The organism is Streptomyces sp. NPDC089919, assembly GCF_040684615.1.
Taxonomy (GTDB): domain Bacteria; phylum Actinomycetota; class Actinomycetes; order Streptomycetales; family Streptomycetaceae; genus Streptomyces.
Map to the genome: position 1 here is coordinate 1 of NZ_JBFBGK010000121.1, position 22,059 is coordinate 22,059.

General features: G+C 71.6%; 17 protein-coding genes and 1 pseudogene. 9 read left to right on the top strand and 9 right to left on the bottom strand.

Annotated features, from left to right (window positions below; all coding sequences use genetic code 11):
* Positions 1–118: 118 nt before the first annotated feature.
* Both AB0O40_RS32725 and AB0O40_RS32730 read right to left on the bottom strand, forming a co-directional pair.
* The gene (locus AB0O40_RS32725) at positions 119–1,120 is read right to left on the bottom strand and encodes a hypothetical protein (protein ID WP_365049137.1); all 1,002 of its coding nucleotides are present in this window, start codon (positions 1,118–1,120) and stop codon (positions 119–121) included.
* A 92-nt stretch (positions 1,121–1,212) separates the two neighbouring features.
* Positions 1,213–2,523, bottom strand: coding sequence for an ROK family transcriptional regulator (locus tag AB0O40_RS32730; RefSeq protein ID WP_365049138.1), 1,311 nt, complete (start codon positions 2,521–2,523; stop codon positions 1,213–1,215).
* 195 nt (positions 2,524–2,718) lie between these two features.
* Here AB0O40_RS32730 and AB0O40_RS32735 point away from each other — a divergent pair, with 195 nt between their 5' ends.
* From AB0O40_RS32735 to AB0O40_RS32755, 5 genes and pseudogenes are all read left to right on the top strand, one after another.
* Complete coding sequence (locus tag AB0O40_RS32735; protein WP_365049139.1) at positions 2,719–4,032, top strand: sugar ABC transporter substrate-binding protein; 1,314 nt, start codon at positions 2,719–2,721, stop codon at positions 4,030–4,032.
* 10 nt (positions 4,033–4,042) lie between these two features.
* The gene (locus tag AB0O40_RS32740) at positions 4,043–5,014 is read left to right on the top strand and encodes a sugar ABC transporter permease (RefSeq protein ID WP_365049140.1); all 972 of its coding nucleotides are present in this window, start codon (positions 4,043–4,045) and stop codon (positions 5,012–5,014) included.
* On the top strand, positions 5,007–5,918 hold the full coding sequence (locus tag AB0O40_RS32745) for a carbohydrate ABC transporter permease (RefSeq protein ID WP_365049141.1): 912 nt from the start codon (positions 5,007–5,009) through the stop codon (positions 5,916–5,918). The genes AB0O40_RS32740 and AB0O40_RS32745 overlap by 8 nt, the downstream gene beginning before the upstream one ends.
* Entirely contained in the window at positions 5,915–7,300 is a 1,386-nt protein-coding gene (locus AB0O40_RS32750) for a GH1 family beta-glucosidase (protein WP_365049142.1), read from the top strand. The genes AB0O40_RS32745 and AB0O40_RS32750 overlap by 4 nt, the downstream gene beginning before the upstream one ends.
* A 133-nt stretch (positions 7,301–7,433) precedes the next feature.
* Positions 7,434–9,066, top strand: a pseudogene (locus tag AB0O40_RS32755) (IS1182 family transposase).
* Here AB0O40_RS32755 and AB0O40_RS32760 read toward each other — a convergent pair.
* From AB0O40_RS32760 to AB0O40_RS32780, 5 genes are all read right to left on the bottom strand, one after another.
* On the bottom strand, positions 9,034–9,441 hold the full coding sequence (locus tag AB0O40_RS32760) for a hypothetical protein (RefSeq protein ID WP_365049143.1): 408 nt from the start codon (positions 9,439–9,441) through the stop codon (positions 9,034–9,036). The pseudogene AB0O40_RS32755 and the gene AB0O40_RS32760 overlap by 33 nt on opposite strands.
* Positions 9,442–9,708: 267 nt before the next feature.
* Positions 9,709–11,442, bottom strand: a complete 1,734-nt coding sequence (locus tag AB0O40_RS32765; RefSeq protein WP_365049144.1) for a discoidin domain-containing protein — start codon at positions 11,440–11,442, stop codon at positions 9,709–9,711.
* Between the two features lie 54 nt (positions 11,443–11,496).
* Complete coding sequence (locus tag AB0O40_RS32770; RefSeq protein WP_365049145.1) at positions 11,497–12,570, bottom strand: DUF1996 domain-containing protein; 1,074 nt, start codon at positions 12,568–12,570, stop codon at positions 11,497–11,499.
* Positions 12,571–12,694: 124 nt separating this feature from the next.
* The gene (locus tag AB0O40_RS32775; RefSeq protein WP_365049146.1) at positions 12,695–14,881 is read right to left on the bottom strand and encodes a discoidin domain-containing protein; all 2,187 of its coding nucleotides are present in this window, start codon (positions 14,879–14,881) and stop codon (positions 12,695–12,697) included.
* Between the two features lie 393 nt (positions 14,882–15,274).
* Positions 15,275–15,997, bottom strand: a complete 723-nt coding sequence (locus AB0O40_RS32780) for a TetR/AcrR family transcriptional regulator (RefSeq protein ID WP_365049147.1) — start codon at positions 15,995–15,997, stop codon at positions 15,275–15,277.
* A 203-nt stretch (positions 15,998–16,200) separates the two neighbouring features.
* Between AB0O40_RS32780 and AB0O40_RS32785 the strand changes: the two genes are divergently transcribed.
* Both AB0O40_RS32785 and AB0O40_RS32790 read left to right on the top strand, forming a co-directional pair.
* Positions 16,201–17,802: a CocE/NonD family hydrolase gene (locus AB0O40_RS32785; RefSeq protein WP_365049153.1), complete on the top strand. Its 1,602-nt coding sequence runs from the start codon at positions 16,201–16,203 to the stop codon at positions 17,800–17,802.
* A gap of 205 nt (positions 17,803–18,007) precedes the next feature.
* Positions 18,008–18,721, top strand: coding sequence for an alpha/beta hydrolase (locus tag AB0O40_RS32790; protein WP_365049148.1), 714 nt, complete (start codon positions 18,008–18,010; stop codon positions 18,719–18,721).
* 204 nt (positions 18,722–18,925) lie between these two features.
* Here the strand turns inward: AB0O40_RS32790 and AB0O40_RS32795 are convergent, their stop codons facing one another.
* Entirely contained in the window at positions 18,926–19,357 is a 432-nt protein-coding gene (locus AB0O40_RS32795) for a DUF3052 domain-containing protein (RefSeq protein ID WP_365049149.1), read from the bottom strand.
* A 261-nt stretch (positions 19,358–19,618) separates the two neighbouring features.
* On the opposite strand from AB0O40_RS32795, the gene AB0O40_RS32800 reads away from it, so the two are divergent.
* Positions 19,619–20,110 carry a YbaK/EbsC family protein gene (locus AB0O40_RS32800; RefSeq protein WP_365049150.1) on the top strand — a complete coding sequence of 164 codons (492 nt, stop codon included), beginning with the start codon at positions 19,619–19,621 and terminating at the stop codon, positions 20,108–20,110.
* Positions 20,111–20,127: 17 nt separating this feature from the next.
* On the opposite strand, the gene AB0O40_RS32805 is transcribed toward AB0O40_RS32800, so the two are convergent.
* A complete protein-coding gene (locus AB0O40_RS32805) occupies positions 20,128–20,979 on the bottom strand; it encodes a GNAT family N-acetyltransferase (protein ID WP_365049151.1) in 852 nt (283 codons plus the stop codon).
* Between the two features lie 709 nt (positions 20,980–21,688).
* Between AB0O40_RS32805 and AB0O40_RS32810 the strand changes: the two genes are divergently transcribed.
* Positions 21,689–21,970 carry a WhiB family transcriptional regulator gene (locus AB0O40_RS32810; protein WP_365049152.1) on the top strand — a complete coding sequence of 94 codons (282 nt, stop codon included), beginning with the start codon at positions 21,689–21,691 and terminating at the stop codon, positions 21,968–21,970.
* Positions 21,971–22,059: the final 89 nt, after the last annotated feature.

The window sequence follows — 22,059 nt, forward strand, 5'->3', positions numbered from 1 at the left end:
GGCAGGCCCACCCCGGGGACAAGCGGCTTCGCCGTGACCTGCGGTCATCCCCGGCCCGGGCCTGCCTCCGCGCCAGCCTGCCACACCCCGTCAAGCGGCTCCCCGCACACCGCTGTGCCTACGCCCAGAACGCGGCCCGTACCTCCCCCTCCGCGAAGTCGCGGCGTGGCAGGCGCAGGCCGAGGGACTGCTCCAGGGCGTGGAAGTACAGCTCGAAGGTGTTGGTCAGCTCCGGGTGGTCCAGCTCGGCGCGGCGCACCGCCCGGTTGAGGAAGTCCAGTTCGCCGCCGCGCAGATAGGGCGCCCGGCCGCGGTCGTACCAGATCAGCTCCAGCAGGCCCCAGTCGTCGTCGACCCGTCGGCCGTCCCGCAGGTGGTCGAAGGTGTAGATGGCCTTCGCGGAGGTGGCCGTCAGCCGGACGGTCTCCTCGATGCCGAGCGCGGCGTACGCCTCCTTGTCGGCGAAGGCCCCCGGCGGCGTCTCGTGGTACAGGAAGAAGGTCCACTCGCCCGCCTGCCCGAAACAGCAGCTGTCCCACTGCCGGTCGCTGCCGTCGAGGTCCTTCAGGCGGGTACCGGCCGCCAGCTGCGCGGGGTCGGCGCCGGCGAGCAGGGCCAGCCGCTCGGGGTCGACGCTCCGCCCGGGCGCCGCGCGGTGGAAGACGAGCTCGGTGTACGGGTCCTGGTTGCGCCAGGAGTCGGCGACCCAGGCGAGTCCGTCCAGCGGGTCCTGGCCGCAGGGCTCGACCGTCCCCGGGTCGTCCAGGCCGCCGCCGCGGAACCGGCGGCCCCAGAGCGGATCGATCCGGTCCAGCGCGAGCGCGGTCTCCTCGGGGCTGCCGAGCCGGGTCAGGGCGGCCTCGGCGACCAGGTAGAGCGCCAGGTCCAGGTCCCGGGTCGCGAAGACCTCGCGGTAGGGGCAGTGGTGGCCGCGCACCGTGCCGTCCTCGTCGAGCAGCAGGCACAGGCCGCCGTCCGCTATGTCCTCGGCCTGCTCGGCGCACTCCTCCAGCTCGTCTTCCGAGTGGGCCAGGGGCGGCAGCCCGGCCTCCTGGAGCAGGACGTGCCCGGCGGCCGTCCGCTCCCAGGCCTCCGCGAGGGTCTGCTGAGTGATCTTCATGGCCCGAGCATAGGAGGGGGCACTGACAGCCGGCCGATGTCCTGAGCCCGGCGAACCGCCGCCGTGGGACGGCCCGGTACGGACCGTCCCGGTCAGCGGCGGCGGGCGGCGGGCGGTTCGGCCCGGGTGCCGAGGGAGGTCCGCCAGCCCGGGGCCTCCGGCGGGGTCTCCGGGGTGCTCCGGCGGCCGCCGGTGGTGAAGAAGGCGGCCAGCGGGAGGGTGGCCGCGCCGACCGTGACGGCGTCGGGGCCCAGCGAGCCCATGTCGACGGTGACCCGGGCGGCCGGGTGGCGCAGCGCGTAGCGCCGGGCGTGGTCCCGGACGGCGGGGAGGATGTGCGGGCCGAGCATCAGACCGGCCCAGCCGCCGATCAGGATCCGCTCCGGTCTGAAGAGGTTGATCAGGTCGGACAGGCCCGCGCCCAGGTACTCCGCGGTCTCCTCCAGGACCTCGCCGGCCACCGGGTCCCCGCGGCCGGCCGCCGCCAGCAGCGCGGCCAGGGCCTCCTCCTCGTCCCCGGCGTCCGCCCCGCCGCCGCGCTCGGCCCAGCGGGCGAGCAGGGACTCGGCGCCGGTGTAGGCCTCCAGGCAGCCCAGCGCGCCGCACCGGCACCGGCGGCCCTTGACCTGGACGGTCAAGTGGCCCCATTCCAGGGGGACTCCCTCGGTGGCGGCGCCGTCCGGGGAGCCGTCGGTGATCAGGCTCGCGCCGACGCCGGAGCCGAAGAGCACGACCACCGCGTCCCGGGCGCCGCGGCCGGCACCGAACCACATCTCGGCCTGTCCGAGGGTGCGGGCGCCGTTGTCGATGATGTACGGGACCTCGGGCGGGACGGCTCCGGTGGCGCGCAGCAGGGCCTCCAGCGGTACGGCGTCCCAGCCGATGGTCTGGCCGTGCACCACGGCCGCGCCGGCGGCGTCGCGGTCCACGATGCCCGGTACGCCGATGCCGACGCCGAGCAGCCGCTCCGTCCCGACCCCGGCCTGTGCCAGCACGGTGGCGATGCCGCTGCGGACGTGGTCGACGATCGGGCCGACGTCGTAGCAACCGCGGGGCTGCAACGGGAGTTCGGTGCGCGCGAGTTCGGTGAGGGTCAGGTCGAACAGCTCGACGCGGACGCGGGTTTCGCCGACGTCGACGCCGATCATGTGGGCGCTGCCGGGGGCGACGCGCAGCAGCGTGCGCGGCCGGCCGCCGTCGGAGTCGACCACGCCGGCCTCCTCGAGCAGTCCGTCCGCGACGAGTTCGGCGACGACGTTGCTGACGGAGCCGGAGCTGAGGCCGGTGGCGGGGCCGAGTTCCTGCCGGCTCATCGGCCCGTCGAAGTACAGCCTCTGCAGTACGGCGCTGCGGTTGCCCCGTCGCAGGTCCCGCACCGTACGTCCACCGCGCCCCGTGGTCATCTGGCTCCTTCCGCCCTGGTATCGATCGCAACATACCCCCGCGCGACCCCTTGACGCGACCCTTTCACGAGGCTTAACTCACGTCCTAAATTAAGGCATGGAACGAGTGGGGTCGCCGAACACCCGGTTGGGGCCGGGTGCACGCGCCGCCCAACCGCCTTTCTCCGCCACCCTGCTGAAAGGGAACGAGCCGTCATGCGCAGAACCCGAGCCGTCGCCGTCACCGCCGCCACCGTCTCCGTACTCGCAGCCGCCACCGCCTGCGGAGGCGGCTCCGCGAACGGCGAGGGCTCCAACGCCTCGCCCAAGGAGATCACCTACTGGGCCTCCAACCAGGGCCCCGACATCGCGGCCGACCAGGCGACCCTCGGCCCGGAACTCAAGAAGTTCGAGCAGCAGACCGGTATCAAGGTCAAGCTCGAAGTGGTCCCGTGGTCGGACCTGCTCAACCGCATCCTCGCCGCGACCGCCTCCGGCCAGGGGCCCGACGTCCTCAACATCGGCAACACCTGGTCCTCGTCCCTCCAGGCCACCGGCGCCCTGCTGCCCTGGACCGCCAAGAACTTCGACGCGATCGGCGGCCGGGCCCGCTTCGTCGACTCGGCCATCGGCTCCGCCGGCGCGGCCGGCCAGGACCCGGCCGCCGTCCCGCTCTACTCCATGTCGTACGCGCTCTACTACAACAAGAAGATGTTCCAGGCGGCGGGCATCCAGAAGCCGCCGGCCACCTGGGACGAGATGGTCAGCGTCGGCCGGAAGCTGTCCAAGGACGGCAAGTGGGCCCTGGGCGCCGAGGGTTCGAACCTCTCCAACAACATCCACCAGGCCTTCGTCTTCTCGCAGCAGCACGGCGCCGCCTTCTTCGACGCGAGCGGCAAGCCCACCTTCGACACCCCCGGCAACGTCGACGCCGTCAAGCAGTACGTGGATCTGATGGCGAAGGACAAGATCATCGCCCCGGGCAACGCCGAGTACGACAAGAACCAGTCCCTCGAGGACTTCGCCAACGGCAAGACCGCCATGGTCCTGTGGCAGAGCGCGGCCAGCAGCTTCAAGGCGCACGGCATGAAGGAGGGCGACTGGGGCGTCGCACCCGTCCCGGTCCCCAGCGGCGCCCCCGGCACCGGCACGAGCACCAACTCCATGGTCGCCGGCATCAACATGGCCGTCTTCAAGAACACCGACAACATCGACGGCTCGCTGAAGTTCGTGAAGTTCATGACCAGCGACGAGGAGCAGAAGATCCTCAACAAGACCTACGGCTCCGTCCCGCCGGTCAAGACGGCCCAGTCCGACGCCGCCTTCGCCGGCGATGACCTCACCGTCCTGCGCACCACCCTGTCCACCAGCGCGGCCCCGCTGCCGCAGGTCCCCGAGGAGTCGCAGTTCGAGACCGCCGTCGGCACAGCGGTCAAGGAGCTCTTCGCCGACGCCGCGGCCGGCCGCCCGGTGACCGCCGAATCGGTCAAGGCGAAGCTCACCAAGGCCCAGCAGCAGATGCAGAAGTGAGCCGGCGTACATGACCTCCGCCACCGCGGGACGGGTGCGGCGTACCACGGCCCGGGTACGCCGCACCGGGCGCCTGCGCCGAACCGCCCTGCCCTACCTCCTGCTCCTGCCCGCCCTCCTCCTCGAACTGCTCATCCACCTGGTGCCGATGGTGATGGGCATCGTGATGAGCTTCCGGCAGCTGACCCAGTTCTTCATCCGGGACTGGTCCAGCGCCCCCTGGTCGGGCCTCGACAACTACCGCCTCGCCGTCGACATCGACCAGCCCGTCGGCAAGGCCCTGCTCGAATCCTTCTTCACCACCTGCACCTTCACGCTCCTGTCCGTGGCCCTGTGCTGGTTCCTGGGCACCGCGGCCGCCGTGTTCATGCAGGAGACCTTCCGCGGCCGGGGCCTGCTGCGCGGCCTGTTCCTGATCCCGTACGCCCTGCCCGGCTACGCGGCCGTCATCACCTGGGCGTTCATGTTCCAGCGGGACAACGGCCTGGTGAACCACGTCATCCACGACCAGCTCGGCATCGGGGGCGCCGAGCACACCTTCTGGCTGCTGGGCGGCAACAGCTTCTGGGCCCTGCTGACCGTGTCCGTCTGGAAGGGCTGGCCCTTCGCCTTCCTCATCGTGATGGCGGCGCTGCAGAACATCCCCAAGGAGCTCTACGAGGCCGCCGCGCTCGACGGGGCCGGGATCTGGCAGCAGATCCGCCGGATCACCCTGCCCTCCGTCGGCGCCGTCAACCAGGTGCTGGTCCTGGTGCTGTTCCTGTGGACCTTCAACGACTTCAACACCCCCTTCGTGCTCTTCGGGAAGTCCGCCCCCCAGGAGGCCGACCTCATCTCCATCCACATCTACCAATCCAGCTTCGTGACCTGGAACTTCGGCACCGGATCGGCGATGTCCGTCCTGCTGCTGCTCTTCCTGCTCCTGGTCACCGGCGTCTACCTGATCGTCACCACACGCGGACGGAGGGGCGCCGATGCCTGACCGGACCCTGGTGCGCGCGGCGCCCCGGACGGGCTCCCGCACCCGCTCCCGTCCGAGGTCGCCGCTGGACCCGCCGACCTCGTTCCGGGTGGTGCGGGCGGTCTTCCTGACCCTGCTCACCGGATTCGTCGCGCTGCCGGTCTACGTGATGGCCGCCAGCTCCCTCAAACCCCTCAAGGACGTGGCCGGGCAGTTCCGTTGGATACCCAGCGGGCTCACCGTCCGGCCGTACGTCGACATCTGGCACACCATCCCGCTGGCCAAGTACTTCACCAACTCCCTGATCGTGGCCGGCTCGGCCACGGCCTGCTCCGTGGTGATCGCCGTGTTCGCCGCGTACGCGGTCAGCCGCTACCGCTTCCGCGGCAAGCGGCTGTTCACGGTGACGGTGCTCTCCACGCAGATGTTCCCCGGGATCCTCTTCCTGCTGCCGCTGTTCCTGATCTTCGTGAACATCGGCAACACCACGGGCATCGCGCTCTACGGGTCCCGCGGCGGACTGATCCTGACCTACCTCACCTTCTCCCTCCCCTTCTCCATCTGGATGCTGATCGGCTACTTCGACTCGGTCCCCCGGGACCTCGACGAGGCCGCCATGGTCGACGGCTGCGGACCCCTGGGCGCGCTCTTCCGCGTCGTCATCCCCGCGGCCGTGCCGGGCATCGTGGCGGTGGCGGTCTACGCCTTCATGACGGCCTGGAGCGAGGTCCTCTTCGCCTCCGTCATGACCAACGACGCCACCCGGACCCTCGCCGTCGGCCTGCGCGGCTACTCCACGCAGAACGACGTGTACTGGAACCAGATCATGGCCGCCTCGCTCGTCGTCAGCATCCCCGTCGTCGCCGGATTCCTGCTGCTCCAGCGGTACCTGGTGGCCGGACTCACGGCAGGAGCCGTCAAATGACCCTTTCCGAGACCCGCTTCGGCACCCACCCCGACGCCATCGACCTGGCCGCGCTGCCGCGCGACTTCGTCTGGGGCACCGCCACCTCCGCCTACCAGATCGAGGGCGCCGTCGCCGAGGACGGCCGGGGCCCCTCCATCTGGGACACCTTCAGCCGCACCCCCGGCGCCGTCGACGGCGGCCACACCGGCGACCTCGCCTGCGACCACTACCACCGCTGGCGCGAGGACATCGGCCTGATGCGGGAGTTGGGCACCAACGGCTACCGGCTCTCGATCGCCTGGCCGCGGGTCGTGCCCGACGGCGACGGACCCGTCAACGCCAAGGGCCTCGACTTCTACGACCGGCTGGTCGACGGCCTGCTCGCCGCCGGCATCGAGCCGTCCGTCACCCTCTACCACTGGGACCTGCCGCAGGCACTCCAGGACCGCGGGGGCTGGCCGGCCCGCGCCACCGCCGAACACTTCGCCGGGTACGCGGGGGTCGTCGCGCAGCGCCTCGGCGACCGGGTCACCCAGTGGGCGACCCTCAACGAACCGCTCTGCTCCGCCTGGATCGGCCACCTCGAGGGCAAGATGGCCCCCGGCTGGACCGACCTGACCGCGGCCGTGCAGGCCTCGTACCACCTGCTCCTCGGCCACGGCCTGGCCGCCCGGGCCGTCCGGGCCGCCGCGCCCGGCGCGCAGATCGGCATCGTCAACAACCTCTCCACGGTCGTACCCGCCACCGACGGCGCCTCCGACCACGCGGCGGCCCGCCGGATGGACGGGCACGTCAACCGCTGGTGGCTCGACCCGGTGCACGGCCGGGGCTTCCCGGCCGACATGCGCGAGGTGTACGGGGTGGAACTCCCGGAGCGGCCCGGTGACCTGGAGACCATCGCGGCGCCGCTGGACTGGATCGGGCTCAACTACTACTTCCCGCAGACCGTCACCGCCGATCCGCACGGGCCGGCCCCCTACGCCCGGATGACCGAGCGGCCGGGCGTCCCGCGCACCGGCATGGACTGGGAGGTCGACGCCGACGGCCTGGAGACCCTGATCATGCGGCTGGCCGACGACTACGGCGCCCGGCGCATCCTCATCACCGAGAACGGCTCGTCCTACCCCGACACCGTCGCCCCCGACGGCAGCGTGCACGACCCCGAGCGCACCGCGTACCTGACCGCCCACCTGGCGGCCTGCGCCCGCGCCGCCCGCCGGGGCGCGCCGCTGGCCGGCTACTACGCCTGGTCCCTGCTCGACAACTTCGAGTGGGCCTACGGCTACGACAAGCGGTTCGGCCTGGTGCACGTGGACTACGAGACCCAGGCCCGCACCATCAAGACCAGCGGCCGCCACTACGCCGAGGTCATCGCCGCCCACCGCAACACCCGCCCGTAGCCGGGTCCACCGCCCAGCCCCCTGCGCCCCGCCGGATGACGACGCTGTTGGCGAATTCAAGGCGTGGCGTGACGTCGGCCTTCACGACCTGGTTGGGGTCGTGAAGGCCGACGTGCGTTTTGGGGTGGGTGCGGTGTCGATGCAGCCGATGGGGCCGGGGAAGATTCCGGTGGAGACGGTGCGGGTGGCGCGAGCGGCGTTTCCGAAGGGGAGCCTCGCGATCACAGTCCGGGATGAGCTGGGGCCGCTGTTCGGCGACGAGGAGTTCGCAGACCTGTTTCCGACGCGTGGCAGGCAGGCGTGGTCACCGGGCAGGCAGGCGCTGGTGTTGGTGCTGCAGTTCGTTGAGGGCTTGACCGACCGGCAGGCCGCGGAGGCGGTGCGAGCCAGGATCGACTTCAAGTACGCCCTCGGGCTGGGCCTGGAGGACCCTGGCTTCGACCATTCGGTGCTGTCGGAGTTTAGGGACCGGTTAGTCCAGGCGGATCCTGGACGGCATCCTGGTGGCCGCCCGGGACAAAGGCCTCCTCAAGACAGCGGGCCGGGCGAGGACCGACTCCACCCACGTCCTTTCCGCCGCGCGCGAACTCTCCTGGCTCGAGATGGTGACTGAGACACTGCGTGCCGCGCTCAACGCTCTGGCGCAGGCAGCTCCCAAGTGGCTGGGCCGCATCGCGGAGCCGGACTGGTTCAGGCACTACTCGGTTCCGGCTTCGGAGTTCGGCTATCCCAAGAGCCGGGCCAAGCGGGAAGAGACGGCAGTGCGGGTCGGCCGAGACGGGATGTGCCTACTCCAGGCTGTCTGGTCTGTCGAAGCGCCGGAAGAACTGCGGACATTGCAGCAGGTGGAGACGCTGCGGCACGTCTGGGTCCAGTGCTTCCAGCAGGTAGAGGGTGAGGTGAGGAACAGAGACCCCATAGACCGGCCACGGGGTGCGATGCGCCTGGGCACCCCCTATGACACCGAGGCACGCGGCAGCATCAAGAAGGATCTTCACTGGAACGGCTACAAGGTTCATTTCACCGAGACCTGCGAGCCGGACGCACCGAACTTGATCACGAACATCGTGACTACTGCGGCCACCGTCCCGGACGACCGCATGACGTCTGTGATCCACACTGCCCTGGCCAGCCGGTCCATGCTTCCGGCAGAACACTGGGTCGACACAGGCTATGCCAACGCCGGCGCCATGGTGGACGCCCGTGCTCACGGTGTCGCGCTGCACGGACCACTCAAGTCGGTCACCACTGCACAAGCACGAGCGGGCTCCTACGGCCAGGACGCCTTCATCGTGGACTGGGATAGCAAGCGTGTGACCTGCCCAAACGGAACCATCAACACCGGGTGGCGGGAGGGCCGGTCCCAACAGGGCCTGCCCGTCGTCCGTGCACAGTTCTCCGCACGAGACTGTCGGCCGTGTCCTGTCGTGCGCGACTGCGTGCCGAATCTCAGGGAAAAGGGCCGGGCCATCACACTGCGGCCACAGCAGGCACACCGCGAACTCCAGCAGGCCCGCGCACTCCAGCAGACCGAAGAGTGGAAAGAGCGCTACAAGGTCCGGGCCGGAATCGAAGGAACCATTTCACAAGCTGTGCACAGCTGTGGCCTGCGCAGAGGCCGCTACCGGGGCTTGGCGAAGACCAGCCTTCAGCACCAACTCACGGGCGCCGCGATCAACCTCGCCCGTATCAACGCCCACATCATTGAAACGCCGCGAGCCCGAACCCGCGTTTCACACTTCGCGGCCCTCTTGCCGATCAAGTAGCGAAGCAAGCTCCTCGGCAGTGACCGGCCCGTTGTTGCGAACGGGCTGGCCGATGTCGGCTGGCCAACTGGGCCTGACACGTGCAGTGAAGTCCGGGAAGTCCTCCCGCAAGTACTGCCGATCGGACGGCTTCAGCCGGACCTGCTGACGGCTGTCTGCCCACCAAACCTCGAAGTCAGTGATGGTGCCTTCGGTGGGCCACTGTTCTGCCTGTTCCGGCAACAGCAGGACGTCGACGAAACCGCCGACGCCCAATCCGATGTCTACGAAGATCCCGATCGCTCCAGGTCTGGGCACCTTCACGACAGTGCCCCGCAAGACCTGCCCAAAGCGCAGGTTCCCCCGAATCCGCACCCACTCCGCATCGGTAACCACACAGCGCATCCTCGCAGCCTCACGATCTTGTGGCGAGCCCGTGCTCGCCACAAGATCGGGCTGACTTTGCCAACAGCGTCGATGACCGGCGGGGCGCAGTGCTGTCCCGGCCGGCGGCCCTGCCCGCACCCGCCTGCGTACACCTGTCGTCCCGCACCCGCCTCCGTACACACGTTGTCCTGCACCCGCCTCCGTACACACGTCCGCGCGCCGCCCGGGTCAGGTCGGGCGGCGCGCGGGGTGTGCGGGGCCCCAAGGGCCGGTGGATCAGGCGTAGACGCCGAAGTGGTAGAGCGAGTAGCCGTAGCCGGTGCCGCGTTGGGTCATGTCGAGGCGGACGTACCGGCCCGAGGCGGCGATGTCGAAGTCGTCGATGCCGCCGTCACCGTTGGCCACGGTGAAGGCGGTGCGCCAGGTGGCGCCGTCGTCGGAGACCTGGACCGTGTACGCCTTGCCGTAGGCGGCCTCCCAGACGAGCTGGACGTGCCGCAGCTGCTTCACCGACCCGAGGTCGACCTGGAGCCACTGCGGGTCGGCCCAACTACTGGCCCACCGGGTGCTGTTGTTGCCGTCGGTGGCGAGTTGGGGGCCGCACGGGCAGCCGCCGTAGCCGTCGTTCTGGAAGGTCGAGGCGGTCGTAGGCCGGTTCAGGGCGACGTTCGTCCCGGAGACCGGCGGCGGGACCACCCGGACCGAGCGCTGCTCGACGCCCACGTTGCCGCGGCCGTCCTTGACCTTGACGTAGAGCTTCCAGACGCCGGTCTTGGAGGGGGCGGTGGCCTTGAGCGTGCCGCCGCCCAGGTTCACCGACGGGACGGAGAGCAGTCCGTTGCCGCCGTCGACGTACTTGCTGCCCCACAGGACCTCGTACGCGAGCTGGTCGCCCTCGGGGTCGGTGGCGGGGGCCTGGATGGTCACCTCCTTGCCGGCCGGGACGGCGCCCGGGTCGGCGACCGAGGGCACCGAGACGGTCGGCGGCAGGTTGTCGCCGGCCGTGTTGCCCCCGTAGGCGCGCTTGACCGCGTAGTACATCTTGCGGCGCTCGCCGGCCGGGGTCAGGTTGAACCAGTGGCCGCCGAAGTCGTACTCGGTGCCGTAGTGGAAGACGGTCGCGCCCAGCGCCACCCCGGGATGGCCCGTGATGCAGTTCCAGGCGTTGGTGTAGCCATCGGCCTTGGCCTGGTCGCCGGGCTCGAGCGGGACGCCGTTCGCGTCGTTCGGGACCTCCCACTCACCCGCCGGCCCGGTCTCCGTGACGATGTACGGCTTGGTGTAACCGCCCTGCTGCCAGGCCTGCTTGACCCCGCACACCTCCTTGTAGGAGTTCACGGCGTACAGGTCGAGGTCGGGGGAGTTGCGCTTGTAGTAGGTCCAGGCGCCCACCCAGGCGTCGGTGGAGGTGACCGGGTGGTTGGCGTCGATCCGGTGGATGGCCCTGGCCACGTCGTTCACGAAGGTGGTGTACGCGTTGCGCTGGTTCTCCAACTCGGTGCCGCTGTAGCAGTTCTGGAGTCCCAGCACCGACTCGTTGCCCACGTTCCACATCAGCACGGCCGGGTGGTCGCGGTAGGCCTGCACCCACTTGGTGAACTCGGCCAGCATGGTGTTCTTGTAGGTCGTGTCGGTGACGTAGTTGGTGCAGCCGCCGCTGCCCGGGCCACCGCCGGGCTGCAGCCAGAAGCCCGCCACGACCTTGATGCTGTTCGCCGCCGCGGCGTCGAACAGCTGGGCGCTGGTCCCGTCGGTGCCCCAGGTGCGGATGGTGTTGGCGCCCAACGACCGTACGTCGGGCAGCAGTCGGGCGGCGTCGGCGGGGGAGGGGCCCCAGGTGACGCCCTTGACGAGGTAGGGGGAGCCGTTGACGGTCAGCTGCCAGTTGCCCTGGGAACCGGTCACCTTGACCACGCTGCCGGCGGCCTGGGCCGGGCCCGCGGGCATCAGCGTGACGGCGCCGGCGAGCAGGGCGGCGGCGGTGAGGGTACTGCGCATGCGGGTGTGCATGCAGGAACCTCCTCGGGAGGATGGGTCGGTGCGGACGGGGGTGTGCCGTGGGGGTTACGGGAGCCGGTAGTCCGGGCCGAGTACCGGGCCGGCCTCGGGGTGCGTCTCGTCGTAGCCGCGGGCGTTGCACTGCAGGCCGCCCTTGATGCAGTGCTCGACCATGGCGTTCAGCGTCCGGTCGTCCCAGGCGTTGAAGAAGTCGTAGTGGAAGGTGTGGCCGGCGCCGCTGGAGAGCCGGACCTTCGACATGTCCCCGCTCACCGGGAAGGCCATCTTGAACTCGACCATCGGGACGGCGACCGGGTGGTCGGCGGGACAGACGTTGTCGTTGTTGCCGGGCTTCACGACCGGGTACGCCATGTGTGACTTGTGGTCGGGCGTGTCCAGGTACTTGCCGTCCCAGCAACTGGGCGCCTGCATACGGATGTTCAGCTGGGTGCCGGCCGGGCAGTTGGCGGGGAACTCGACGTTCTTGAAGCTGTCACCGCACTCCCAGCCCTCGACCCAGCCGCGGTGGGCGCGGAACTCCGCGGCGCTCTGGCTCGGGCTGCCGACGAGGAACCGCAGGCCCTTGGGGAAGGGGCGGACGCTCTTGTAGTCGGTCACGCCGGTCTTGTAGTAGATGACCTGCGGCCCGGTCGGCAGCACCGGGGTGTCGCCGTTGTAGAGGGTCGGCATCCAGTAGCCCGACAGGTCGCCCACGGCGTTGCAGGCGGTGCCGCCGCCGCTGAGCGAGGCGGTGGTGCTGAAGGCGTCCGTCGTGGTGTTGCCCATGAAGGTGTGGTTGTGCGAGGCGCCCGGCCGGCCGGCGAAGACGATCGGGTCGTCCGGCGCGGTCCTGGTCACCGCGCAGTTGGCCTGGAACTCGTGGAAGTAGCGGTCCGGCGGGTTGTTCCAGGACGGCGTGACGCCGGTTACCTGCGGTACCGCCGGGATGTAGCCGTCGCCGTCCGGGTCGTCCCCGGTGGCCAGCGGGGCGACCTGGGAGTGGTCCATGGACATGTGCACGGCGCCGGAGTCGGGCGTGGCGTTGGCGGTCAGCGCGCCGGCGCCGAGGCCGGCCGCGACGGTGGCGGCCAGCGCGGTCGATATCACGAGGGCGGACAGGGTCCGCGGTCGCAGATGCACGGTTCAGCTCCTCTTCGGAGGTGGGGGGAAGGACGGGAGAGAGGTTGGGAGAGCGCTCTCTCAGGTGGCCCGGAAAACGCGGGGCGACCGGAGGCCGCCCCGCGCACCGGGGGTCAGGGGTGGATCAGGGGAAGGAGACGACGGTGGAGGGGGTGGTCGAGGTGCCGGAGGTCGGCGCCCCCGTGTCGTTGACCACGTGCTCGTACTGGCCGTTGCCGCCCAGCGAGACGACCAGGAGGTCGTGGAACTTCACGCCCGGCTTCACCGGGACCTCGAAGCCGTGGTCCTGACGGATCGTCGGGTCGACGTTGTAGTAGCAGTAGCTGCCCAGGCCCCAGCCCTCGTGGGTGGTGACCGAGTCGGCGACCTTGTAGGCGGCGAAGCCCTTGACCGAACCGTTCTGCACGGCGGCCTGGTTGGGGGCGTCGTAGGACTTCTCGTTCTGGAAGAAGATGGTCCGGCCGCGGTCGCCCCGCCACTCCACGTCGTACTTGTTGAAGTGTTCGACGAAGAGCCCGGTGGCCAGCACGTCGGCGCCGTTGACGCGGAAGCCGTAGTCGGAGCGGTTGGTCTCCCAGCCCACCCCGTCGCCGTGGTCGGCGCGCCAGATCCAGGTGTGGTCGACGATCGTGTCGTCGTTGTTGATCACCATGCCGACCGTGGCCTTGCCCGCGCCGGCGCCGCCGACGCGGATGAACACGTCCTGCACGGTGGTCGGGTTGGCGCCGTGGTCGGTGGTGGTGCCGGCCGGGCCGACCTCCAGCAGGGAGGGGGAGTTGACCGGGCCCGCGTCGATCAGGAAACCGGCGAGCTTGACGCCGTCCACGTCGCCGACCTTCATCGCGGTCACGCCGTTGTCCGGGACGATGGTCGCGAGGCCGAGGCCCAGGACGACGGTGTCGGCGCGGTTGACCTGGACGGGTGCCTCGACGTGGTAGACGCCCGGGGTCAGGAGCAGGTGCAGCCCCTGGGCCAGTGCCTGGTTCATGGTGGCGGCGCTGGTGCCCGGTTTGGCCACGTAGAACTTGCTCAGCGGGATGGAGGTGCCCTGCGGGGTGCCGTTGCCCCAGGAGGTGCCGCGCGCGTTCACGCGCTTGGCGGGGACGAACACCTTGTACTCGGAGCCGTCCAGGTAGAGGAAGGGCTTCTCACGGGAGACCGGGGTGGTGTCGAGGGTGGTGTAGCGCGGCTCGGGGAAGCTCTGCGCGGGCGCGCCGACCGTACCCGAGAAGACCTGGTTCCAGACGCCGTTGGACCAGCCGCCGATGGAGCTCTCGCGGGTGTACCACTGCTGCTGCGAGTAGTTGCCGACCTGGCCGTCGATCTTGGAGTCGGCGATGTAGCCGCCGGAGGACCAGCCGTACCCGGAGGGCGCGAGGTTGAGGCCGCCCTTGACGTGCATCCGGCGGAACGGCGCGGCCTGTGAGACGGCCCAGCGGTCGGTGCCGTTGACGGGGTTGAGCGCCAGGTTCTCGGCCGAACGCCAGAAGTTCTGGGTGGCGTTGCCGCCGAACCAGCCGGCGTCCACGGTCACGTCGCCGTTGATGGTGGTGTCGTCGGGGCTCAGGCCGAGGCCGGAGATCGAGGTGTAGAAGCCGATTTGGGCGTTGAGGCCGTTGTACGTGCCGGGCTTGAAGAGGAACTGGTAGCGCCCGGAGCCGAACTGCGCCGACTCCTGCTGGGCGAAGACCTGGTCCAGCTTGGCCTGGATGCCGGGCGTCGAGGGGTCGAAGACGATGACGTTGGGGCCGAGGTCACCGCCGCCGGGCAGCGGCTGCGTGCCGCCGGTGGTGCCGTAGACCTGGAACTCCCAGAGGGAGTAGCCGTATCCGGTGGTGCGCTGGGTGCCGTACACGCGGACGTAGCGGGCGGTGCCGGAGACGTCGAGGGTCTGGACGCCGCCGGTGGAGGTGGCCGTGGAGTAGGCCGTCGACCAGTTCGTGCCGTCGGTGGACAGCTCGATCCGGTACGCCTTGGCGGCGGCGGTCTCCCAGCGCAGCACGACCTGGCTCAGCTGGGCGGGGGCGCCGAGGTCGACCTGTATCCACTGCGGGTCGGCGAACTGGCTGGACCAGCGGGTGCCGTTGTCGCCGTCCACGGCCGCGGAGGCGGGCGTGCCGGCGCCCTCGACGGAGGAGGCGGTGGCGTTCTTGCCCTGGGACAGGAGCGTGGGCGCGGCGGTGGCCGCGGTGCTCGGCAGGAGCACGAGGAAGGCGGCGACCAGTGCGGCCGCCAGCGCGGCGACGCTCAGCCGCGGCGGACGCGTCCGGCGGCGGGCCGGGCGAGGGGGGTGATCGGTGAGGAGGGGCATGCGGGGCGACTCCTGACGCTGTCGATCCGTGGGGATTGAAGCGTGAGTGAACTGGGCCCCGCGCAGGCCGTCAAGGGTTCGCGCGTTCACAAACTGAAGATCAAATGGTGTGTCAACTGTGCGCATGGCCTGTGAACTTGGGGTTTCTTCAATCCTTGTGAAAAGTGTTGACGAAAAAACACCGCACGGCTCTACTGAAGCTCAGACCGCTCCGTCCCGCCATGCCCGCTGCGGCGGGACGGAGCCCGGCCCGACGGCCCGCCCGCCTTCGGGCAATGGCGTCCGCTCAGCGGTACGGGGGCCCGGTGCGTTCGCTATCTGTCGGGACGGCGCGACGGCCCGCCGCGCCACGTCTGCGTGGTGCGGCGGGCCGTCGGGGGGTGCCGCGGCGCCTCAGCCGGCGGTGTCCAGGCCGTCGATCAGGCGGCCCAGGAAGCGGGTGAAGGTGGCCTCGGGCGTGGTGGGCGAGGGCCCGGCGGTGGTGAGGGCTTCGAGGAGTTCGGGGTGCCGGCCGTCGGAGGCCACCGCGAGGAGGTAGCGGGCCTCGGCCTCGGCGCGGCCGGGCGCCTCGGCCGTACGCGCCTGTGCGATCTCGTAGCCGGTGTGGCCGGCGACGAAGGCGGTCAGCTGGGCGAAGACCTCGATCTTCGCGCCGCCGGCCAGGCCGCTGGGCCGGAGGACCGCCAGGGCGTGCTCGAGGACGGCCAGGGTGTGGGGTCCCGGCGACCGGCGGGTCGCCAGGGCCGCCGGCAGCCAGGGGTGGCGCAGCATGTGCGCCCGCTGGAGGTGGGCGAGGGCCTTGAGGTCGGCCCGCCAGTCGCCGGTCGGCGGGTCGGTGGCCGCCAGCTCGGCGGTGATGTGGTCGACCATCAGCTCCAGCAGCGTGTCCTTGTCGGGTGCGTAGCTGTAGAGCGACATGACGCCGGCCCCGACCTCGGCGGCCACCCGCCGCATGGTGACCGCGTCCAGCCCCTCGGCGTCCGCCACCGCGACGGCCGCGGCGGTGATGGCCTCCCGGCTGAAGGACGGGCGGCGTCCCCGGCGGGGCTCGTCCGAGCGCAGCCACAGCTGTTCGGGGTCGAGGCCGGCGGCCTTGGGCTGTGCCTCGTCGGGCATGTTCTCTCCCTCGTGCTGGCGGTTCGCTGGACCGCCGGTTGCGCCGGCCATCCAAGCATGATCTATTCTAGTACAACGTACGAGAACGAATTCGGGGAGAGACGGCCATGGCAGCAGCACGCACGACGGTCACCCGCGCCGGCACCGCAGCGGGTACGACCTGGGCACGGCCGAGCGGCAGGCCGCCGCTGTCCGCCCGGCTGATGCGGGCCACCTGGCGCGGGCTGCCGGCCGCCCGGCACCCGGTCGGATGGGAGCCCGGACTTGCGGTACCCGCCGCCGACGGCAGTGAACTCCTCACCGACCACTACTTCCCCCGCGCCGAGGGCGACTTCCCGACCCTGCTGGTCCGCTCCCCGTACGGGCGGGGCCTGCCCTGGTCCGCCATGTACGGCCTGCTCTTCGCCGAGCAGGGCTTCCACGTGGTCCTGCAGAGCTGCCGCGGCACCGGCGGCTCGGGCGGCGAGTTCCACCTGTGGGCCAACGAAGCCGCCGACGGCCGGGCCACCGTCGCCTGGCTGCGCGAACAGCCGTGGTTCGACGGCACCTTGGGAACCGTGGGCCCCAGCTACCTCGGCTACGTCCAGTGGGCCCTCGCCCTCGACCCGCCGCCGGAACTGAAGGCCATGGTGGTGCAGGTGGGGCTGCACGACCCCCGGGCGCTCTTCCACTCCGACGGAGCCGTGCTCCTGGAGAACGCCCTGGCCATCGGGGCGGGCCTGACCTTCCAGCACCAGGGCCTGATGCCCTTCCTCAAGGCCACCCTCCGCCTGCAGCGCCGGATGGGCGCCCTCGGCATGGCACAGCCGCTGCGGGCGGCCTGCGCCACCGCCTTCGGCTGCGAAGTCCCCTGGCTGGACGAGGTACTGAGCCACCCGGACGCCACCGACGACTACTGGCGCGGCGCCTCGGTCGCCACGGCCGCGGACCGCCTCCGCATCCCCACCGCCCTGGTCGGCGGCTGGCACGACGTCCTGGCCGACCAGACCTTCGAGCAGTACCGGCGACTGCGGGCGGCCGGCTGCGAAGCCGGCCTGCTCGTCGGCCCCTGGACCCACACCTCCGCCCTCCAGCAGGGCTGGCCCGAGGTGTTCGCCGACACCCTCGCCTGGCTCCGCGCCCACCTCTGCGACGACCGGACCGGCCTGCGCCCCACCGCCGTACGCGTGCACCGGGGCGGCGCGGACGCCTGGCACGACCTGCCCCAGTGGCCGCCGGCCTCGGCCGCCACGTCCTGGTACGCCGCTCCGGGTGCCGCCCTGCTCACCGAACCGCCCACGGACCGCGCCCCGTTGGCCGGCATCGTCTACGATCCCGCCGACCCCACCCCCTCGCTCGGCGGGCCGCTGCTCTCCCGTACCGCCGGCCCGCGCGACAACACCGCGCTGGAAGCCCGCGACGACGTCCTGGTCTTCACCGGCCCGCCCCTGGCCGAGCCGCTGGACATCACCGGCCCGGTCTCGGCCCGGCTGACCCTCGCGACGGACGGCGGCCACGCCGACGTCTTCACCCGGCTGTGCGACGTGGATCCCCGCGGCCGCTCCGTCAACATCTGCGACGGACTCGGCCGGGTGCCGGGGGAGCAGCCGTCTCCGGTCGAGGTGCCCATGGGCCAGGCCGCCCACCGCTTCGCCGTCGGCCACCGCATCCGGTGGCAGATCAGCGCCGGCGCGCACCCGCGCTTCGCCCGAAACCCGGGAACGGGCCGGTCGCCCCTGGACGCGACCACCGCCGTCCCGGTGCGCCTCACCCTCCACACGGATTCCTCCCTGACCCTTCCCGTCACCGAGCCCGGGAAGAACTAGGCACACGCCACGGTGACGTGCGACCAAGCACGTGAGGAACGCAGGACGCCGGCTGATCGTCCGGGTGACCCCGCACCGGATCTCCGGCCGCTCCGTGCCGGCGGCACCTCTTCGTAGCAGGAGCGCCGCGGGGCGGGGCCCGGCCCCGGGACGTACGTCGGAAGCATCTGCCAGGGGCGTCAGGGCGTTCGGTTACGGTACGTGCATGGTGAATTTCGTACTGGTCGCAGGTGCCCGGCTCGGGGCGTGGGCGTGGGACGAGGTGGCGCCGTGCCTGCGCGCGGCCGGCCACGGCGTCCACCCCTTGACCCTCTCCGGTCTCGCCGACAAGCGGGGTGTCCCGGCGGGGCAGGCGACGCACGTCCAGGACATCGTCGACGAGGTGGAGCGCCGGGACCTGCGTGACGTCGTCCTGGTGGGTCACAGCTACTCCGGCATCCCGGCCGGTCAGGCCGCGGAGCGGATCGGGGACCGGCTGGCCCGAGCGGTGTTCGTGGACTCCGACGTGCCCACCGACGGCCGGTCGTTCCTGTCCGCCTGGCCGGACGGCGGAGCGGCGGTCAAGGCGTCGATCGCCGAGAACGGAGGGTTCTGGCCGCCCGCGCCCGCTTCCCACTACGACGGCGAGGGGCTCACCGACGAGCAGATCGCCCGCCTCGTCCGCGGCTCGACGCCGCACCCGGGCGCCACGCTGACCGAACCCGCCGTGCTGGCGGGGCCGCTCAGCGACCTTCCGGCGACGTACGTCCTGTGCGCCCCCGCCGGGACCGAGCCCGAGGACGCCGAGCCCGACGCAGTCGTGGCGGAGCTGGTGCACGGCGGGCACTGGCGGCTCGTCAGGATGGACACCGGGCACTGGCCGATGTTCTCCCAGCCGCGCGAGCTGGCACAGATCCTCCTCGACGCCGCCGTGGACTGACGGATCCGCAGGCCCTAGGGCCTGTCTTTCGGGTCAGGTCGGATCAGCCCGAGGCGTCTGGTGCCGTGCATCGCAAGGCCGAGGAGGGAGCCACTGCGGTGGGGGCACCTCCCAGCGGTAGCTGGGGGACATCGGCGACTGACGAGAACGCCGCGAGGCGCGGTGCCAGGCGCCTCGGGCCCGGCATGGTCCGGAAGACAGGCCCTAACGCCGCTTCGCCGCGCCCTTGGGGGTGACCAGGCGGCTGCCGATCCAGTCCTTGCCGGCGTTGACCGACCTGGTGGCGGACAGGCCGGCCGTGGTCGAGGCCTCGCCGATCTCGCTGGGCTCGACATAGCCGTCCCGGCCGGCCTTGGGGGTGAGCAGCAGGATCGAGCCGCCGTCCTCCATGTACGCGAGGGCGTCGACCAGCGCGTCGGTGAGGTCGCCGTCGTCCTCGCGGAACCACAGGACCACGGCGTCGGAGACGTCGTCGTACTCCTCGTCGACCAGCTCCGTGCCGGTCGCCGCCTCGATCGCCTCCCGGAGCTCCTGGTCGGCGTCCTCGTCGTAGCCGATCTCCTGGACGATCTGGTCGGGCTGGAATCCGAGCCGGACGGCCAGGTTCGGCTCCGCCTGATCCGCTGTCGCTGACATCGATGACCTCTCTGTATCCGGAGCGAGCACTTCGGCAGTGCTCCTGCCCGCATCCAAGCAGACACGTGTGGTGCCCGTGTGTCTCCCGGGACCGATCCGGCCAACGCCGCGCCGCCCGTCAAGGCTGGTGGTACGGGCGCGAAATCGGGGCGGGGACGCGGACCCGGGAGGGCATGATGGCGGGACACCGGGGCCGGGCCCCACGCGGAACGCTCCGCGCGGGGGCCCGGCCCGTACGACGGCCCGCGTGAAGGAGCCCCCATGTCACCCCAGGACCACGCCGCCCTGCCCGTCCGCAGCCAGGAGGTGGCGCGGATCCTCGCCGAGGCCGGGGTGAGCGGCACGGTACGCGAGTTGACGGAGTCCACCCGCACCGCCGCGGAGGCCGCCGCGGCGCTCGGCTGCGAGGTCGGCGCCATCGCCAACAGCCTGGTCTTCATCTCGGACGACGAGCCCGTGCTGGTGATGACCAGCGGCCGGCACCAGGTCGACACCACGGCGCTGGCCGCCCGCTGGGGCCGCGGCCCGCTGCGGCGCGCCACCGCGGACCAGGTCCGGGAGGCCACCGGGCAGGCGATCGGCGGCGTCGCCCCCGTCGGCCACCCCCGCCCCCTGCCCACCGTCGTCGACGCGGCCCTGAGCGACTACCCCCGGCTCTGGGCCGCCGGCGGTACCCCCCGCACCCTCTTCCCCACCACCGCCGACGAACTGCTGCGCCTGACGAACGGCCGCCGGCTGCCGGTCGGCCCCTGACGCGCCGACGCCCGGCCTCAGAGGTCGATCGACCGGTACTCGTCCAGGACGGCGAAGCCGGTGCTGTCGTACAGGCCCATCGCGATGTCGTTGCCGCCGAAGACGTTGAACATCAGGGCGTCGTCGCCGCCCTGCCGGGCGGCCCAGGCGCCGACGGACATCGCCGCCCGGCCGTAGCCCCTGCCGCGGTGCTGCTCGTGCACCTGGAGGGAGAAGCCGAAGGTCACGCCCGGCAGGAAGCCGTGGTTGACCCATCCGGTGCCTATCACCTCGCCCTCGGCCTCCATGGCGTAGAAGGCGTGCCCGGGCGTCCGGTACCCCTGCGGCAGGTACCGGGCGAAGTCCCGGTCGGACTTCGCCTGCGCCTGGGCCGGGGTCAGCGCGCCCGACCGGACGATGTCCGCGACGTACGCCGCCTCCTCGGCCGCGTACCAGACGGGGTACTCCGTCTCCGTGAGCCGGCGGACCGTCAGGCCCGCCGGCAGCTCGGGCTCCCCGGCCACCGCGCGGATGCGGTTCTGGCCCCGCACGGGGTAGTCGGCGAACTCCCCGGGCCCTCCGGTGAGGCGGACGTGCACCCGCTGCGCGCCCCGCTCCGCACACCAGCGCTCCGCCCAGGCGCGGCCGCCGGGCACGGTCATGTCGTGTATCCGGCCCACGGTCGTGCCGTCGTCCTGCGCGACCTCCACCGCTATCCAGCCGGTGCCGTCGGTGGCCAGCGTCCAGCCCTCGCTCCCCTCCAGCCGCTGCTCCAGCAACGCCCGCGCCGACGCCGGCGAACAGCCCACGCCCCGGTAGGCGTCCAGCACCCGCTCCACGAACCCGGCCCGCCACGCGCCGTGCTCGACGACGACCTCGATCTTCTCCATCCCGCCACCCTAGGCAACCGCACCGACAACGGACCCCGCCGGAGGCCGGATACCGGTGCGGGGCGGCGTGCCCGCGTCCGCGTGGCAGGAGCGGGGTGCGCTCGGGCGGATCGGGTGGCCTGGTACGAGAAGCGGCTGCGGGCCGCGTGTGATCCGCCGCCCGGGCAGCCGTCGGCCCGGTGCGCCGGGCCGCATGGGGATGGCCGATGCGGGCAGGAGCGGTCAATGTCCTCCACACGCGCTTCCAGTAGTCGTACGGCGTGGAATCCGACGGAGCGGGACCTCGGCCGGGCGGGCTCGTGCCCCCGGGCGCGGGGGCCGGCGCCCGGCGACCCGGACCCGGGGGACGCACCGCCCCCGGCCCGCCGCCCCGACCGTCCGGCACCGTGATGCACGGCCCCGGCGCCCCCTTGATGGCGATAGCCGCGGTGTCGATGCCCGCCCTGATGCTGTGCCTGCTCCTGGCACTCGGCCGGTACGAGGAGCTCTTCCTCGACCGCCCCTCCGCGCAGGGCCCGCGACACCGCCGTCCCGCCCGCCCCGCCCCGTCCGGACGCCAGGCATCGGCGTCCCCCGCCCCGACCCGCCCGCCCGCCACCCCGCGGACCCGGCACCGCAACCGAACCGGACGTTTCGAACCCCGCGGTTGGGCCAGACGAGGGACTGAGGTGCAGGGGAAAACCGGTCCCCGTGTGAGAGGAGTCGACTGATGGCACACGCGTCGCCACTGCTGGGCGGAGCCGAGGTTCACCTGACGTGGCGGGACGGCGCCGCCTGCCGTGACCTCGACACCGCCGGCTTCTTCCCGTCCCCCTGCGAGAGCGCCGGGGAACGGGCGGCTCGCGAGGAGGCGGCCCGGCAGGTCTGCGGACCGTGCCCGGTACGGGTCGAGTGCCGACGGCACGCGCTGACCGTCCGGGAGCCCTACGGCGTGTGGGGCGGCCTGACCGAGGAGGAACGGCGCGCCCTGTACACGGACCCGGCGGGCTGAGCCCGGCCCCTGTGCACGAGTACATGGCCGAGCGGATCTGGCCCGGCACCCGCGCCCTCGCCCAGGCCCACCTCGACGCCGGCCAGAAG